The sequence below is a fragment of the Streptomyces sp. NPDC015345 genome (genome assembly GCF_043078805.1).
Lineage (GTDB): Bacteria > Actinomycetota > Actinomycetes > Streptomycetales > Streptomycetaceae > Streptomyces.
Map to the genome: position 1 here is coordinate 618401 of NZ_JBIBTX010000004.1, position 13930 is coordinate 632330.

At 71.1% G+C, this 13930-nt stretch carries 12 protein-coding genes; 3 read left to right on the top strand and 9 right to left on the bottom strand.

The features are described from left to right. Window positions 1–6: 6 nt before the first annotated feature. Together ACF062_RS19960 and ACF062_RS19965 are read right to left on the bottom strand one after the other, a co-directional pair. Window positions 7–855 carry an alpha/beta fold hydrolase gene (locus ACF062_RS19960; protein WP_392139827.1) on the bottom strand — a complete coding sequence of 283 codons (849 nt, stop codon included), beginning with the start codon at window positions 853–855 and terminating at the stop codon, window positions 7–9. Beyond that, complete coding sequence (locus ACF062_RS19965) at window positions 852–1445, bottom strand: TetR/AcrR family transcriptional regulator (protein ID WP_392139829.1); 594 nt, start codon at window positions 1443–1445, stop codon at window positions 852–854. The genes ACF062_RS19960 and ACF062_RS19965 overlap by 4 nt, the downstream gene beginning before the upstream one ends. A 191-nt stretch (window positions 1446–1636) precedes the next feature. On the opposite strand from ACF062_RS19965, the gene ACF062_RS19970 reads away from it, so the two are divergent. Then, entirely contained in the window at window positions 1637–2863 is a 1227-nt protein-coding gene (locus tag ACF062_RS19970) for a cytochrome P450 (protein ID WP_392139831.1), read from the top strand. Between the two features lie 48 nt (window positions 2864–2911). Here ACF062_RS19970 and ACF062_RS19975 read toward each other — a convergent pair whose 3' ends face one another. The 6 genes from ACF062_RS19975 to ACF062_RS20000 all read right to left on the bottom strand — a co-directional run bounded on the left by ACF062_RS19975 (window position 2912) and on the right by ACF062_RS20000 (window position 8139). Further along, window positions 2912–4180: a cytochrome P450 gene (locus tag ACF062_RS19975; protein WP_356570618.1), complete on the bottom strand. Its 1269-nt coding sequence runs from the start codon at window positions 4178–4180 to the stop codon at window positions 2912–2914. Beyond that, window positions 4177–4791: an ATP/GTP-binding protein gene (locus ACF062_RS19980; RefSeq protein WP_223772665.1), complete on the bottom strand. Its 615-nt coding sequence runs from the start codon at window positions 4789–4791 to the stop codon at window positions 4177–4179. The genes ACF062_RS19975 and ACF062_RS19980 overlap by 4 nt, the downstream gene beginning before the upstream one ends. After that, window positions 4772–5134: a DUF742 domain-containing protein gene (locus ACF062_RS19985; RefSeq protein ID WP_392139833.1), complete on the bottom strand. Its 363-nt coding sequence runs from the start codon at window positions 5132–5134 to the stop codon at window positions 4772–4774. Before ACF062_RS19985 ends, ACF062_RS19980 begins: the two co-directional genes overlap by 20 nt. After that, window positions 5131–5550 carry a roadblock/LC7 domain-containing protein gene (locus ACF062_RS19990; RefSeq protein ID WP_392139835.1) on the bottom strand — a complete coding sequence of 140 codons (420 nt, stop codon included), beginning with the start codon at window positions 5548–5550 and terminating at the stop codon, window positions 5131–5133. Before ACF062_RS19990 ends, ACF062_RS19985 begins: the two co-directional genes overlap by 4 nt. 118 nt (window positions 5551–5668) lie before the next feature. Further along, window positions 5669–7492: an ATP-binding protein gene (locus ACF062_RS19995; RefSeq protein ID WP_392139836.1), complete on the bottom strand. Its 1824-nt coding sequence runs from the start codon at window positions 7490–7492 to the stop codon at window positions 5669–5671. A gap of 425 nt (window positions 7493–7917) precedes the next feature. Then, on the bottom strand, window positions 7918–8139 hold the full coding sequence (locus ACF062_RS20000) for a hypothetical protein (protein ID WP_392139838.1): 222 nt from the start codon (window positions 8137–8139) through the stop codon (window positions 7918–7920). A 167-nt stretch (window positions 8140–8306) separates the two neighbouring features. Between ACF062_RS20000 and ACF062_RS20005 the strand changes: the two genes are divergently transcribed. After that, complete coding sequence (locus tag ACF062_RS20005; RefSeq protein WP_392139840.1) at window positions 8307–9218, top strand: glutaminase; 912 nt, start codon at window positions 8307–8309, stop codon at window positions 9216–9218. Window positions 9219–9408: 190 nt separating this feature from the next. Here the strand turns inward: ACF062_RS20005 and ACF062_RS20010 are convergent, their stop codons facing one another. After that, entirely contained in the window at window positions 9409–12375 is a 2967-nt protein-coding gene (locus tag ACF062_RS20010; RefSeq protein ID WP_392139842.1) for an ABC transporter substrate-binding protein, read from the bottom strand. 267 nt (window positions 12376–12642) lie between these two features. Here ACF062_RS20010 and ACF062_RS20015 point away from each other — a divergent pair, with 267 nt between their 5' ends. Then, the gene (locus ACF062_RS20015; protein ID WP_392139844.1) at window positions 12643–13920 is read left to right on the top strand and encodes a wax ester/triacylglycerol synthase domain-containing protein; all 1278 of its coding nucleotides are present in this window, start codon (window positions 12643–12645) and stop codon (window positions 13918–13920) included. The last annotated feature ends 10 nt before the right edge of the window (window positions 13921–13930 follow it).

A 13930-nucleotide genomic window follows, 5' to 3' on the forward strand; every position in this document is an offset into this window, starting at 1 on the left:
ACTCCCTCAAGCCCGGATCGGCGTACGGAAGCTCGCTTCGATGACCTCGCCGTACTCGACGGGGTGCGTGGTCAGGCCGACGTGTCCGCCCGGGAAGTGCTGGAGCGGGACGCCGAGACGTCCGGCGAGGAAAGCGGCCGCGCGGCACGGCAGTTCACCCGCCGAGTCCCGGCCACGGGCGAGCACGAGCCGGTCCGTGAGGGAGCTCAGCCGGTGGACGTCCGGGACGTACGCCATGAAGCTCGGCACGATGCGCCCGACGAAGTACGGCAGGCCGGCCATCGTCCGCTCGGCGCGCGCCGCCGCCCGCGGCGGAAGCCGCAGCTCGGCTTCCGCCGCGGTGGCCTCGCCGTCCTCCTTCAGCCCCGCGGCGAACACGCTCATCGCCGGCATGAGCCCCTGCGTAAGGAACGTCTCCCGCACACGCGTGAGCCACACCCGATGTGCGGCGACGTCCGGCAGGACCTCCACCACCGGCGGCTCGTGCGCCACGACGCGTTCGACGCGTTCGGGCCGGGTGGAGAGCAGATGCAGGGCCACTATCGCGCCGGAGCTGGTGCCGAACACCCTCGCGGGGGCATCGGGTGACAGCAGGTCCAGGAGGCGCAGGGCGTCGTCGGCGTGCTCGGCCACATGTTGCTCGGCCGCCGGGTCGTCCAACGTGCTTCGGGCCATGCCGCGCGGGTCATACGTCACCACCGTGTGCGTGGCGGCCAGGTGGTCCACGACGCCGTCGAAGGCGGCCGCGCCGCCCGTTCCTCCGGGGATCAGCAGCAGCAGCGGGCCGTCACCCCGTACTTCGTGGTGCAGGGTCGCGCCGTTCACACGCAGGCTGTCGGCGACAGGGGCGGTCATGAGGAGTCTCCGTCTCGGGACGTGGGCCAGTGCTCCAGGAGGGTGTGCAGTGCGTCGAGGGCGCGGACCCACGAGCGCTGCGGCGCGCGCTGGTGGGCGAACCCGCCGGCGGCTTCCAGGGCGACGAACCCGTGGAACGTGCTGCGCAGCAACCGGACCGCGTCGGTCAGGTCCGGCTCGGACAGTCCGTAGCCGCGCAACACGCCGTAGGTCAGCTCCACCGCACGTCGCGGACCGGGTGCCGCCGCGGCCAGTTCGGGGTCGATCCGGATCGCGGCCTGCGTCGCCGCGTAGCGCCCCGGGTGCCGATGGGCGTACTCCCGCCAGGCGTTCGCGTACGCGACCAGCGCGTCCTTGCCCGCGCGCCCGGCGGTCGCCTCCGCGATGCGGAGGGTCTTCTCGTCCGCGGCCAGCAGCGCGATCCGCCCGCGCAGGTCCTCCAGGCCGCGGACGTGCGTGTAGAGACTCGCGTCCTTCACGCCCAGCCTTCGCGCCACCTGAGACATGCTCAGTCGCTCCAGGCCGACCTCGTCCGCCAGTTCGGCGCCCGCGATCGTCACCCGCTCCGCCGTCAGCCCGGCCCGCACCATGCGCCCTCCACTTTCCTAGGGGACCTAGGAATAGCCTAGGACCCCTAGGAGCGGCAAACCGGTGGCACAGGAAAGGGGCGATTTTCGGCCAACGTTAGTGCAGTGCTCAACAGTCGGCCAGGACAAGGCTGGTTGGCCCTCGGGGTGATCAATAGCCTGGTGCGCGTTGCCTGTATCGACCAAGGAGCTCTATGTCCGCCGCGCAGCAGGTCCCCGACATCCTCTCGCCCGAGTTCGCCCGGGACCCCTACCCCGCCTACCGCGAGATGCGGGAGAGCGCGCCGCTCCTCTGGCACGAGGCGACCCAGAGCTGGATCATCTCGCGGTACGAGGACGTCGAGCGCGTGTTCAAGGACAAGGGCTCGCAATTCACCACCGACAACTACGACTGGCAGATCGAGCCCGTCCACGGCAAGACGATCCTCCAGCTCAGCGGCCGGGAACACGCCGTACGCCGTGCCCTCGTCGCGCCCGCCTTCCGCGGCAGCGATCTACAGGAGAAGTTCCTGCCCGTCATCGAGCGCAACTCCCGCGAACTCATCGACACCTTCCGGCACACCGGCACCGTGGACCTCGTCGAGGGGTACGCCACCCGCTTCCCCGTCAACGTCATCGCGGACATGCTCGGCCTCGACAAGGCCGACCACGCGCGGTTCCACCGCTGGTACACCACCGTCATCGCCTTCCTCGGCAACCTGGCGGGCGATCCCGAGGTCGCGGCGGCAGGCGAACGGACCCGGGCGGAGTTCGCGGAGTACATGATCCCGATCATCCGGGAGCGCCGTGACCACCTCGGGGACGACCTGCTGTCCACGCTGTGCGCCGCCGAGGTCGACGGCGTCCGCATGAGCGACGAGGACATCAAGGCCTTCTGCAGTCTGCTGCTCGCCGCCGGCGGCGAGACCACCGACAAGGCGATCGCCAGCATCTTCGCCAACCTCCTGCGCCACCCCGAACAGCTCGAAGCCGTCCGGCGGGACCACACGCTGATCGCCCGCGCGTTCGCCGAGACCCTGCGGTACACGCCGCCCGTCCACATGATCATGCGGCAGTCGGCGGCCGACGTGGAGCTGTCCGGTGGCACCGTCCCCGCCGGGGCCACCGTCACGTGCCTGATCGGCTCGGCCAACCGTGACGAGCGGCGCTACGCGGACCCGGACCGCTTCGACATCTTCCGGGACGACCTCACCACCACGACGGCGTTCTCCGCCGCCGCCGACCATCTCGCCTTCGCGCTCGGCCGGCACTTCTGCGTGGGCGCCCTGCTGGCCAAGGCCGAAGTGGAGATTGGCGTAGGCCAACTCCTCGACGCGATGCCCGATGTCCGGCTGGCCGACGGCTTCGACCCGGAGGAGCAGGGGGTGTTCACGCGGGGCCCGCAGTCCCTGCCGGTGCGGTTCACCCCCGCCGCCACCTGACCCCGGGCGGGGCGCCGACCACCTCCACAGGCGGCGCCCCGCCCGGACTCAGTGCGTCACAGGTGTGAACCGTACCGGCAGCGACGTCAGACCGCGCATCCAGATGGACGGGCGCCACCGCAGCTCCTCCGGCTCCACCGCGAGGACCAGATCGGGCAGCCGCTCCAGCAGCGTCTCGACCGCGGTCCGGGCGATGACATCGGCAAGCAGCGGCGCCGGATAGGGACAGCGGTGCTCTCCGTGGCTGAAGGAGAGGTGCGCGGAGTTCTCGGGGCCGACGTGTGACTCGGGCCAGATCTGCGGGTCCGTGTTGGCGGCGGCGAGACCGAGCACCAGGCAGTCACCCGCCCGGATCTGCCGCCCGCCGAGCTGCGTGTCGCGCACCGCCCAGCGGCCGATGAAGTTCTGGGTCGGCGTGTCGAGCCACAGCACTTCGTTGAGGGCCTCGCCGACGCTCAGCCGCCCGCCGGACACGTTCAGGGCGAACCGGTCGTCGGTCAGCATCAGCCGCAGCGTGTTGCAGATCCAGTTGGCCGTCGGCTGCTGGGCCGCCGCGATGACGGAGATCAGGTCCTGGACGATCTCCTCGTCGGTGAGGCCCGCCGGATGCAGCAGCATCCGCGAGGTGACGTCCGCGCCGGGCCTCTCCCGCTTCTCCTTGACCAGCCGCTGGATGCGCTCACCCACCCGCATGTACGCCGCCACGGGGTCGTCGCCCTCCGCCGCGTCGAGTGAGATCCGCAGGTCCTCCACGAGTTGCTGCGTATCGGTGCCCGTCTCCGGCATGCCGCACATCTGCACCGCGGCCCGCATCGGCAGGGCATGCGCGTACGCGCTCATCAGCTCCGCCTGGCCGCTGCCGGCGAACTCCCCGATCAGCCGGTCGGCGATCCGCCCGCTGTCCCGGGCCAGCTCGAACTGGTCAACCCCCTCCAGCGCCTCCGTGATCACCCCGGCCCGCCGCCGGTGCTCCTCGCCCTCGGTGAAAAGCACCGACGGCTGATAGCCGACGAACGGCATCAGCGGCCAGTCGGCGGGGATGTTCTCCCACTGGTTCCAGCGCCGCGAGTCACGGGCGAACAGCTCGTCATGGCTGGTCACATAGCTGACCTCGGAGTAGCCGAGCACCAGCCACGCGGGCACGTCCCCGTCCAGCAGCACCGGCGCCACCGCGCCGTGCTCACGGCGCAGGGCGCGGTACAACTGCGCGGGCGTCTGCTGGTACTCCAGTCCGCCCAGGCGTACGGCGCCCGCGTGAGCGGGGCACCCCGGCGGCGGGGCGCTCTGCTCGAAAGAGGATCCGGTCGGCTCGGTCACGGTGTCATCTCCTGGGCCATGGCCAGTTCATAGAGGTGGTCCACGAGGGTGATCAGGACGTCCTTGCCCGACGACCTCACCCGCGCGTCACAGTCGATCAGCGGCACATGGTCCGGCAGCGCGAGAGCCTGGCGGATCTCCTCCAGCGAGTGCGTGAAGGGATCGTCGTCGAACCGGTTCACGGCCACCAGGAACGGCGTCTTGTGGTGTTCGAGCCGGTCGATCGCGTACCAGGAATCGTCCATCCGCCGCGTGTCGACCAGGACGACCGCGCCGAGCGTGCCCGAGAAGAGCCGGTCCCACAGGAACCAGAACCGTTCCTGGCCCGGAGCGCCGAACAGGTAGAGGACCACCCGCTCGTTGAGGCTGATCCGGCCGAAGTCGAAGGCCACCGTCGTCGTGGTCTTGCCCGCCACCTCGGACGTCTCGTCGACGCCGACGCCGGCCTGCGTCATCACTTCCTCGGTGTTCAGCGGACGGATCTCGCTGACGGACCGGACCAGCGTGGTCTTGCCCACCCCGAACCCGCCTACGACGACGATCTTCAAGCCGGTCTCGGCCGTGTCGGACAGAGGGGTACGGGAGGGCAGCTCAGAGATTGCGGAGTCCATGGAGCACCTCCTTGAGAAGGGCGGAATCGGGCATCGAGGCGACCGAGTCGGCCGCGCGGGGGTGACGAGCGGTGATCCGGCCCATCGCGAGCAGGTCACCGAGGAGAATCCGCACCACGGTGATCGGCAGCTTGAGCTCCGCGGCGATCTCGACCACGGCCGACGGGTGCCGGCACAGTTCGAGGATCCGTACATGCTCCGACTGCATCCCGGCGGCGGGCTCGCACTCGCTCACCACCAGCGTGACCAGGTCGAAGGAGTCGTCGTCGGCACGACTGCGGCCACCGGTGACCGTGTAGAGCCGGTCCGGATCACCGGTGTCCACGGGCCTGCGCGGCGTCACGAGGCCCCGCTGTCCGTGTCCTGGGCGCGCGGCTCGGCGCGCAAGTGCTCCCCGATCTGCTCGACGAGCTCGGTCATCTGGTGGCCCACCACTCCCGGGTCGGCGTTCTCGTCCGCCACGACCGCCAGGTGCGCGCCGAGACCCGCCTCGACGATGAAGAGCAGCCCCCCGTGGAACTCGGTCATGGAGTGCCGGACGCCACCGGTTCCGTCGCCGAACTCCACGGACGCGCCCTGGGCCAGGGCCTGGATGCCGGAGCAGATGGCCGAGAGCTGGTCGGCCTGGTCGAGCGTCAGGTGATCGCTCCAGCACAGCTTCAGGCCGTCCCGGGAGAGCACCAGGGCGTGCCGCGTACCGGGAGTGCGCTTGAGGAGGTTCTGCAGGAGCCAGGTCAGGCTGTTGTCGGTGGTCTGCATGGTAGGTGGGGGCGCGGTGCGGCGGGCATGCCCGGGCACCGGCCCGTGCCTCCAATCTTACGATCTTGAGCGGGGGAAGAGGCGGCGCCGGACCCGGGCGCCGTGCGGGGGCTTGGCTCTACTCGGCGGGCGAAGGACCGGGCCCGGTGGGGGAGCCGGGCTCGGCGGGAGGTTCAGGCGCCGTCGGGAAGCCCGGCGCTCCGCCACCGGCACGCCGCGCGCGGTGGAAGGCGCCGAAGCGGGAGCCGGCGTCCCGGGGCTGCTGCCCGGCCTCGCCGGTCTCCGGCGCCGCGGCCGCGTCGGAAGCCGCCCTGCGCTGCCGGCGTTCGAGGTCCGCCTCGGCCATGGTGCGGCCGGGGGCGCGTACGGGCAGTCCGTTCGGGGTGGCGGCGGGGGCGGCCTGCGGCGGCTGCGGGGCGGCCTGAGCGGTGGTGGGCCGCACGGGAGGCGCCGCCGCGTCGGCCTGCGGCAGCTCGGCGGCGGCGGGGGCCTGCGGGTACACGGGGATCTCCTCGGCCGCCGGGGCGGGCTCGGCGGGGAGCGGCGCGGGCGTCGGGCCGGGGACCCGGCCCGCGGGCTGCTGCGGAGCGGGGTCACGCTGCTGGGCGAGGAGCTGCGGGGGCAGCAGGACCACCACGCCCGTACCGCCGCGCGAGGACGGGCGGAAGTTGACGCTCATGCCGTACTTGGCGGCGAGACGGCCGACCACGGCGAGACCGAGGCGGGTGCCCTGGAGCGAGGCCAGGTCCGTCACCTTCCCGGAGACGGCCTCCTCCGCCCGGCGCATCGCCGCGTCGGCCATCTTCAGACCGCTGTCCTCGATGGTCACGACGATCCCGGCGCTGCGCTCCTCCACATAGACATGCACCTCATCGATGGGCGGGGAGAAGTTCGCCGCGTTGTCCATGAGCTCGGCGAGCAGGTGCATGACGCTCTCGGCGGCGAATCCGGCGACCGCCACGGTCGTGGAGCAGTGCAGCCGCACCCGCTGGTAGGCGGAGATCCGGCCGACGGCGCCGCGCAGGATGCTCTCCATGACGATCGGCTTGTTCCACGCGCGACTGGACCGACCGCCCATCAGCAGCGCCAACCGGTCGGTCATGAGCCCCAGTTGGGACGTGCTGTGGTCCAGCCTCAGCAGATCGCCGAAGACCTCGACGCCGTGGCGCTCCTGCATGTCCCGCAGATCGGCGAGCATGCTCACGGACTTGGCCTGTACGCGGCTCAGCGCCTTGGCGGAGGCGGCCTGCGCGGCGGCGGCGCGGCGCTCGCTGTGGGCGAGTTCGCGGACGAACGATTCGGCGGGCACGCGCAGCAGGGGGTTTCGCGGCCACTGGAGCCCGGCCAGGACGGTGTCGGCGGAGGCCCCCTCGCGCAGCTGCGCGATCGCGGCGGGCAGCGTGACCGCGGTGAGTTCCTCGAACTCCTCGGTGGCCTGGGACAGCTGCCTCTGCGCCTCGTCCCGCTGCGACCGCACGGCGTCGGCCTGCCGCACCGACTCCTCCACCACCGACGCGAACACGTGGGTGAGCTGGCGCAGTTGGGCATCCGACGGCGGAGCCGTGTGCGCCAGGGCCTCGGTCGCGCCCGCACCGTCACGAAGCTGCTTCACGAGCATCGGGAGGGTGACGTTCACCAGATGCGCGGACTCGGCGCCCTGGCGCCCCAGTTGCGCCTTGAGGGCCTCGATGTCGGCGTGCTCGGCGTCGGCCGTCCGCCGGATCCGCCGGACGGCCGAGGAGCTGACGAGCAGACAGACGGCCAGGCACAGCCAGCCGACCAGGATCGAGGCCACGGTCCAGCCACGGGCCTCGGCGGGCGCCGCGACGCCCGCGACGGCACCGGCCCCACCGGTCACGGCCAGCACGACCAGGGGCACGGTCCACGCGGGGCGCCGCGCCTTCGCTATTCGGCGTGGGCTGGGAGGAGCAGGCACTGACATTCAGCGGTCCCTCGGTCCTTGAGTGCAGGAGAACAACGGGCCGACCGACTGCGCGTCGGTCGCAGGACCGGAGAGGAACGCCAAGAGGACGTCGATCTTCCGGACCACACAGCACGCCATGCTAGCGATGTCGGGGAGCGTGAAAGCCGGGGAGGTGGAACAGTGCGCTCCGGTGGCGAGTTCGTCGTGATCTCGCCCCCTCGAACATGGCTCGGTGGTAGAGGAGTTCGACTCATCATTCGACTCATCAGGGGCGCTCCCACGGCGATTCAGCTCCCGTGAGAGGGCGATAGCCGCCCCCTCCGCACACGTGAACGGTTCATCAAAGAAGCACTCTTTCTCCACGTGGCCCCAGCCGCGGATGCCCGGGACGCACGCGGGGCGCGTCCCGCCGGGCCGAGCCGCCGGTACCGCGGATGCTGCGCCTAGCCGTCTTCCGGCAAGTGGAAATAGACGGTCCCGGACCACCAGGGGCCGTGCTCGGTCGCCTCCGACTCGATCACCACGTCCTGGACCTCGGCGGGTCCCAACGCCTCGATGGCATCGGCCAGCCGCCGCAAGAGGGCGGGAACGCTGTCGCAGCCCGGGCCGGCGGGGTTGGCCTGAGAGAAATGCCGCACGGTCCAATGCCTCGGTGTCTCGATCACGGATAGATCGTAAGGCCGGTGACGGCACCCGCGGCCGCGCATGACGAGGCGCCGATCACCCGGGCCGCCCGAGGCGCTATCCTGTGGCCGCGGCCGCCGACATAGCCCCGTAACCTGCGGCTTTTCCGGTCGAAACGGCCGCGTCGCAGAGGCAGAAAGTACAGGTTGTGGACTACCAGGCCGTTCTCGAAGAAGTCGCCGCCTTCGCCCGGCCGCTGGTGGGCCGCGGCCAGGTGGCCCAGTACATCCCGGCGCTCGCGGACGTGGACGCCGAGCGCTTCGGCATGGCGGTCGCCGACGTCAACGGCGAGGTGCACGGGGTGGGCGACTGGGAGGAGCCGTTCTCCGTCCAGTCCATCTCGAAGGCCTTCAGCCTCGCCCTCGTCCTCGCGGAGGGCGGCGAGCGGATCTGGGACCGGGTCGGCACGGAGCCGTCCGGCAACCCCTTCAACTCGCTGGTCCAGCTCGAGTACGAGAACGGCATCCCGCGCAACCCCTTCATCAACGCCGGCGCCCTGGTCGTCACCGACCGGCTGCAGAGCCTCACCGGAGACGCCGGCACGACGATGCTGGAGTTCCTGCGCGCGGAGAGCGGCAACCCGCATGTCGCCTTCGATCCGGTGGTGGCGGCCTCCGAGGCAGAGCACGGCGACCGCAACGCGGCTCTCGCGCACTTCATGGCGAGCTACGGCAACCTCGACAATCCCGTGACCACGGTCCTTGAGCACTACTTCCGGCAGTGCGCGATCCGGATGAGCTGTCGCGACCTCGCGCTCGCGGCGGCCTTCCTGGCCCGGCACGGGCTGCGCCGCGACGGCACGCGCCTGCTGCCGGCGCGCGAGGCGAAGCAGGTCAACGCGGTCATGCTCACCTGCGGTACCTACGACGCGGCGGGCAGCTTCGCCTACCGCGTCGGCCTGCCGGGCAAGAGCGGCGTGGGCGGCGGCATCGTCGCGGTGATCCCGGGCCGCTGCACCCTGTGCGTCTGGAGCCCGGGCCTGGACACGTACGGCAACTCCGTGGCGGGCGTGGCGGCACTCGACCACTTCACCACGGTGACGGGCTGGTCGGTGTTCTAGGGCCTGTCTGACAATTCCCGCCTGCCTCGCGACGCCATGCACGCACTCTCGCCGCACCGGGCGCAGAGCCAAGTACATCCAGTACGAGGACCTACGCCCGGCACGCCGAGAGCACGCACCTGACGCCGCGAGGCCGCCCTCCGGGCGACGACGCGAATTGTCAGACAGGCCCTAGCCGGCGTCCCGCCGCTCATCGGATGCGGCAGTCCTCCTCCGTGAGCCGTGCGGTGTCGCCCGCCCTGCGGCTGCACACCTCCGCGGAGCGGTACGTGTCGCCGCCCTCCTGGCGCCGCACCTCCACCAGCGCGATGCTGTGCCCCGCGCGTGCCTCGTACAGTGGGGCCCTGGTGAAGTCGATGGTGCCCGTGGCCAGCGACTTCACGCTGACGTTGCGCAGATTCACCCAGGTCGACGCGCGGTTGTGCGGGGCTTTGCCTGCCGCGGTGTGCAGCGCTTTGGTCGCGTCGTGCGAGAGGGCCGCCTGTCCGCTGGCGAGTTGGGGACTGTCCGGGCCGATCGTGCCGGGGAAGGACTCGGGAAAAGCCTTCTGGGCGTCCGCGTAGAAGTCCGTGTCCCCCGGACCGCTCATCTTCGCCAGGGTCACGTGGTACAGCGTCACGTTGGGACCCACCCGCTCCTTGTCGGGAGCGAACCGCGCCTTGGAGAGGTCGTCCCCGGTGAGGATCGTCATGTCCTCCTTGCAGCCCTTCTCCTCGCCCAGCTCGCTCATCAGGGACCGGAGATCCTCGACACGCCCCGCGAAGTAGATGACCGCGGGAACGTCCTCGCGTTTGCAGATGGTTTCGGCCTGCTCGCCCATCTGCGGGGTGCCGTTCGGCACGTCGTACGCGAGGAGGTCCTGCATGGTGAAACCCTCTCGCGCCAGCATCCGCCCCCCGAACCTGGCCTGCGCCTGTGTGTAGGCGTCCGTACGCCCCTCCCTCTCCTTCTGCGTCCCCGTTCCCTTGTCGGGCTGCTTCCGCGCCAGGACGAGCGCGGACTGATCACTGCCGGGCGTACGCAACTGCCTGGCGATCAGCCCGAGTTGCTCCGCCTGCCAGTCGTCGGGTGCGGCGAGGCTGAACCAGTTCGCGAGCTTCTTCGGCAGCTCGGAGGAGGAATTGGTGCCCGACACCACGGGAAGCCCGGCTTCCGCGAGGCGTTCCACGGTCTCCTTGCCGGAGCGCAGATTCCGGCCGATGCCGACCACCCCGATCAGGGTGGGATCGGTGTCAGCGTAGGCGGCGATCTTGTCGGCCATCGTGACCTGGTGCTGCATGTCCACGCCGCCGTTGGCCACCAGCACGCGCAGCTTCCGCGACGACGTGTCGTTGATCGCCTTCTGGGCCACATGAACCCCGGCCAGTTCCTCGATGCCCTTCACGGGCGAGGGAGCGCCGTCCGGATCGGAACTCAGCGGGCCCGCGTACACCACCGTCACGAACGGGCCCGAGCCTTCCCGTACCTCCATGTTCTCGTCGTGTACGGCTTCCTCCAGTTCCGCGACGGTCCACGAGGAGGGCTCGGCCCCGGCGCTCATGGGCCGCTTCTCGTCCCGCTTGTCCGAGAGCCAGTCGGAGAAGCGCACACCGCCGGTGGCCAGCCCGATGCACTCCATCTGATCGCCCCGCCCGGACTCCTTCTTCTCCGTGTACGTGTTCGCCGTGAGGACTCCGGAGGCGCAGTGCTCCCTGTCAAGCGACAGGGCCCGCCAGCCCATCAGAGCCGCGGCAAGACACGCGACCAGCACCAGCGAATGCAGCGCCCAGACCACCCGGGCCACCGTGGGGCGGTTCGACGCCTTGACGCAGTGCCGGTCGCGTTCGCGCAGTGTCGTCAGCTCGTGCGACGGCAACGGCAGCGTCAGAACCCACGGCAGCGTGCTCTCCCCGCTCGGCGACTGCGTGCTCCGCAGGCTCCCCGCCCAGTCCCTGTACCGCATGCGCATCCGGCTCAGTCCCTCGGCCCGCGCCGGTCCGCGCCCCGGAGCCGCCGCGCTGCCCGCACGGGGCTTGAGGCGCTCGACGTCGCGGGCCGCGACCCCGGCCAGGACCAACAGGGGGTCCAGCTCGCTGCGCCTGCTGCGTACGTCGCTGATGGCGCGGATCAGTTCGATGCCACCGTTGGAGTTGCTGATCCGCGGCAGGAACAGCAGCGGCGGGCGCGAGCGCTTGAATCCGCGCAGGTCCCAGCTCCACCGGGTGTGACTGTCACGCAGGTCTTCCAGCATGGCAAGTACGTAGAGCTGAATCCTGGAACCCTCGCGCTCGTCGAGGAGCCACCCCGCGACGTCGTAGGCGCGCGACGCGATGGCCTTCCAGGAGCGGATCGGCCTCAGGATCGAGGTGTCGGTGGGCTGTTCACGCGAAGCGACCGAGAGGAAGGTGGTCGTCAGGAACCACTTGCTCTCCCTGCGCAGCCAGAGGAACAGCGGCGCACGGCCGGGCATGTGGTTGAGCAGGATCAGCGCCAGCAGGATGCCGAGGCCCCAGCCCAGCGAGGCGTACCACTCACTACGCGCGAACAGCGCCCCGAGCCCGGCCACCACGCTCGCCGGCAGAACGTTCCCCATGTCCACGAAGCGCAGCCCGAAGCCGGTGCGCAGGCCGGTCCGGGAACCGGGCACGGCGGCCGGGCGCCAACGCTGCTTCGCCAGTTGCTTGAGCAGCTTGCGCTGCGTCTCTTCCGCTTCGGTGTGCTGACGGCCGTCGTCGGTGCGCGGCCACGCGCCGCCCTCGCTCCGGGCGGCGTCCTCGATGGCCTGGATGAGGCCGAGCCGGGGGAAGGCGTAGCGGCGGTAGAGGGATGAGCGGCGACGCCCGGATGAGCGGGTGCCGTCCCAGCCGCTCAGGTCGCGCAGCAGCGAGGCCGCGCGTGCCGTCGGGTCGTCGCCCTCCCCGCACACCTCGGCGTCGACCACGGCACACCAGCTCCGGTGCTCGCGCTGCACCTCCGCCAGCTCTTTGACCAGGGCGAATACGGCACCGTCGGCCGCGTCGTCCTCGGCATGCACGACGACGACCGGCATGGGCGGCGCGCTGGTCCGGAACTCGTGGATCCGGTCCTCCAGCTCCTGCTGGACGTCGATACCGGCCTCGGTCGACATGGCATGCCCCGCCCGGCACTCCAGCGGTCTGTCGTTCTGCCCCCTGCTCATCTCAACCCTCCGTCAGAACGGACGAATTGTGAGAATAGCGGCTGGGGCACGAGGTGCGGCCCACGTCACCACGCGAGGCGCCGACGATCAGGGCGGGCCACTCGCCGAACGCACGTTCTGAGCCAACCGCGATACCCGGGGCCTGGCGCCGTCGTTGACGGCAGCCCTGCTCAACTGCCGTACCGCCGGGGAAGTTACTCCATGGATAAGCTCGGTAACGGTGCGTGTAGGGTGCTCTCGTTACCAGGAAGGAGGGCGACCTCTCGCATGAGACTGTCCTGTGCCGACGAGATGTTGTTGCTCAACGGATGCCCGGGCGTCATCGGGCTGGCGGTGGTCTTCTCCGGTGGGCAGCCCGACGTGGAACAGGTGCGGGCGCGCGTCGCCGAGAGATGGACCGGCCTGGAGCGGATGAACTGCGTGCTCGACCGCGCGCCGGGCGACGCCGGGACGCGGCGCGGAAGACTGTTCGCACGCCGTGGCCGCCTGCGGTGGACCGTGCCGGGGTCGTTCGATCCCGCCGTCCATGTGACTGTCGCCCGGAGCAAGTTGGACGACTTGTGGGCGCAGAGCGTGGACCGGCCGCTCGACGGCGAGGCCCCGCCCTGGCGGCTCTTCGTGGTTCCGGACGCGGCGCACGGCGGCGGTTTCGCCCTGGCGCTCGTGGCCCAGCACGAGCTGCTCGACGGACGTTCCCTGGCGACGCTGATGCGCTCGCTCATGGACAGCCCCGCGACGACGAGGGTGTCGGCGCGTCCGGCGCCGCTCACCCGTACCGGACTGCGCGCGGCGGGCAGGGAGCTCAGGGTGATGGCGGCCGCCGGACAGGCCCTCCCGATGCGGTCGCCCCGGGAGACGTACTCCTCGATCGCGGTGTGTGAACTGCCCGCGCAGACAGTGCGGTCCGCCCGTCGGCAGCCCCCCGACGGCCGCGGCGCCACCCTGAACGAACTGCTGGTCGGTGCGGTGGCCGGGGCGCTGCGCGCTGAGTACGGGCCGGTGCCGGGGTGGCGGCAGCGGGCGGAACCGGTGTACACGGCCGTCCCGTGCGACCTGCGTACCCGGGCGAACCCGAGGGAACTGGGCAACACCCTCACGGCGGTCCGGGTTCCGTTGCCCGTCGAGGTGGAAGGACCCGTGGCACGGCTGCGGGCGTGCCAGGCCGCGATGGCCACGGTCCCCGAGAGGGCCGCCGTCCACGCCGGTGTGCTGTTCCCCGCCGCGGAAGCGGTTCGGCGGACAGGGCCGTGGGTGACCAGGCTCCTGGCAGGCCGCGGCCGCCGCTCGTGCTTCGCGGCGGCCGCGACCACAGCCATGAAGTGGCCCGGCGGGGCGAGCACGTTCGAGGGTCGCCGACTCGTGCGCACCGTGGGGCTGCCGCCCTTGCGGTACCCGGGCACCGTCAGCTTCGCCCTGGCCCAGGCGGGGGACGCGTTCACGCTCACCGCGGTGGGCAACGCCCGCCCGGACGACGCGAGACGGCTCGCCGACGCGGTCCTCACGGAATTCGAGACATGGGCTCGGGCGGCGACGCCATCACTCTGAGCCGGCCCTG